The 3,026-nt window shown below is 46.7% G+C and carries 2 protein-coding genes; one reads left to right on the top strand and one right to left on the bottom strand.

All coding sequences use genetic code 11. The annotated features are described in order from the left end of the window. A partial coding sequence (cobN, locus tag F8S12_RS20150; RefSeq protein ID WP_442946815.1) for a cobaltochelatase subunit CobN occupies positions 1 to 2,692 on the bottom strand: 2,692 nt, incomplete at its 3' end. Here cobN and F8S12_RS40770 point away from each other — a divergent pair. Next, a partial coding sequence (locus F8S12_RS40770; RefSeq protein WP_230968144.1) for a hypothetical protein occupies positions 2,676 to 3,026 on the top strand: 351 nt, incomplete at its 3' end. The genes cobN and F8S12_RS40770 overlap by 17 nt on opposite strands.

Here is a 3,026-nt window from a genome sequence, read left to right as displayed (position 1 = left end):
GTGGGGAGTGGGGAGTGGGGAGTGGGGATTGAGAATTAGGAAGAATTTCTGCTCCTCTGCTTTGCTGCTCCTCTGTGCCGTTTCCCGAAGAGTAGGCGTAAGAACTCCAGTTGATGTAGGCGCGGGCTAAATCTTGGTCATCTGTCCAGTTTTGCGATTCAATTAAACCTTGAAGTCCGGCACCGTAAGCACCTGGACGAGAACCAAAGATCCGATAGCCCGATCGCACCACTGCTTCTTCTAAAGTTAATCCTTGGCTTGTCCACAAATCAGTTTCTTGGCGAACTGTTTCTGCAAGGGGGTTTTGTTCTGGCGGTTCATCCAAGTCTGCAACTGCTGATACTGCTTGAGCAAATAAGTCAATCAAGTTGGGAAAAGCATCTCGGAAGAATCCCGAAATTCGCAAGGTGACATCTACACGGGGACGCCCCAAAATTGCCAGGGGCAAAATTTCAAAATCTACTACTCGCCGTGCCGCACCATCCCATACAGGTTGGACTCCCAGTAAAGCCAAGGCTTCGGCAATATCATCACCGCCTGTTCTCATGGTGGCAGTTCCCCACAATGATAAACCTAGTGTTTTGGGATACTCACCATGCTCTTGAGTGTAATATTCTACTAAGGTTTCGGCGGCTTTTCTACCGATATCCCAAGCTGTTTCTGTGGGAATGGCGCGAATATCGACAGAATAAAAGTTTCTCCCAGTTGGTAGAACTTCGGGGCGGCCTCGCGTGGGTGCGCCAGATGGCGCACTTGGGACGTAACCGCCATCAAGTCCATGTAACAAGTGGGTAATTTCTTGATCAGTTTGTTGTAAAGATGGAAGTAGGCGATCGCGTATCCAGGTAGAGACGCGATTCATCGCGTCTGTGCTGGGGGGGGAGACGCGATGAATCTCGTCTGTACAAGATATTAGTTGTTCTACTAGAAGGACGGCGTGTTCTTCTAAAACTTCGACGATATCACCGAGGGTACGGCATTCGATGCCATTTACTATTGACCATTCGCCACTAGTCATTGACAAATCTGCTGTGAGGGGATCGAAGTCTAAACCCCAATCTTGAGCGATCGCACGGGTAATACCTGAAGAATAGCGATTAGGTATGCGAGCGATCGCTACTATTAAATCTCGTAGCTGCCGCCCTTGGGGACATTGCCCAAAAATGTGCAACCCATCGCGGATTTGAGCTTCTTTTAATTCACAAAGATAGCCACCGATTGAATTCAAAATCAGAGATTCCGAATCAAAAATTTCTGTTTGATTTTGGATTCCTAAATCTAGATGGAGATTCTCTTTGATTACCAGTTCGCGGATGCGATCGCGAATCACTGGTAAACGAGAAGGATCTAAACTGTCCGCTTCATAATACTCATCAATTAAATTTTCCAATTGTTGCAAAGAACCGTAGAGTTCCGCACGAGTCATCGGCGGCGTTAGGTGATCTATAATCACCGCTTGAGCGCGACGTTTAGCTTGGGAACCTTCACCAGGATCATTCACAATAAATGGGTACAGGTGGGGAAGTGCGCCAAAAGCCACTTCTGGATAACAATTACTCGATAAAGCCACACTTTTACCGGGTAGCCATTCTAGATTACCGTGTTTTCCCACATGAACCACAGCATCAGCACCAAAACATTCTCTAACCCAATAGTAGAAAGCTAAATAAGCATGAGTTGGTTCTAAATCCGGCGCATGATAATTCAAACTGGGGTCATTATCATAACCCCTTGGTGGCTGAATTCCCACGAAAATATTGCCGAGTTGAATTCCGGGAACAGCCCAATTTTGGATTTTAGATTTTGGATTTTGGATTGAATCTAAAATCGGTTTGTCCCATCGTTCACTAATACCTTGCTGAACTGCTGGCGGTAATGAAGCGAAATACTTTTGATATTCTTCCCAAGAAACACTTTGGTGTACCGGAAGCCATTCTTGACCTTCTGGATCATTGGTTACGCCATCTGTCAGCCGTTGAATCAACTCGTCTCCTTGAGCAGGTGGATTTTCTACTTGATAACCAGCTAGATGTAAAGCTTGAAGGATTTCTACACAACTAGCTGGAGTGTCCAGTCCCACACCATTGGCAAGGCGGCCATTTCGGTTGGGGTAGTTTGCCAAAATTAGAGCAATTCGCCGCTCTTGGGGTGGTTTAGAACGCAGACGCGCCCAATTTGCTGCTAGTTTAGCAACGAATTCGATGCGATCGCTCACTGGTTCATAAATTACCACATCTGTCTGTAAATGGGGATTACGAGTTTGCACTGCTTTAAAAGACACCGCACGAGTAATAATCCGCCCATCTACTTCTGGTAGTGCCACATTCATCCCAATATCGCGGGGAGAAAGCCCTTGAAACTGCGACTCCCACTGCTCAATTGAACCGCCACTGAGGATTACCTGCAACACAGGCACATCTAATTTTTGCCACAAGTCGGTTTGGGGTGTTTCGCTTTCCAACCGTGCTAGAGAAAAGCTGGTGGTATTCAGCAGCACAGCTATTGACTCGGCTTCTTTGGGTTGGAAAAATTCACTCAACTCAACTTGGACATCGGGTTCACGTAATGAGGAAACAAATACGGGCACTGGTTGTAAATTTTTCTGTACCAACGCTTCGCATAAAGCATCAATTACCTTGGTATTTCCCGCTAAATAATGGGCACGGTAGAAAAGGATGCCGACTTTGGGCATTGGGAATGGGGCATTGGGCATTGAGGTGGATTCATCCGGTTCCGAGGTGGATGAACGAGTATCAAAGGTGGATGAACGGAGTTCTGAGGTGGATAGACGAGTATCAAAGGTGGATTCATCCAGTTCCGAGGTGGATGAACGAGTATCAAAGGTGGATGAACGGAGTTCTGAAGTGGATTCATCTAGTTCCGAGGTGGATGAACGGAGTTCTGAAGTGGATTCATCCAGTTCCGAGGTGGATGGACGAGTATCAAAGGTGGATTCATCCAGTTCCGAGGTGGATGAACGAGTATCAAAGGTGGATGAATTTAGTTTTAACTCTCCCCTGCTCCCC

The sequence above is a fragment of the Nostoc sp. WHI genome, assembly GCF_015714725.1.
In the GTDB taxonomy this organism is placed as follows: Bacteria; Cyanobacteriota; Cyanobacteriia; order Cyanobacteriales; family Nostocaceae; genus Nostoc.
This window is presented reverse-complemented; position numbering and strand designations above follow the sequence as displayed.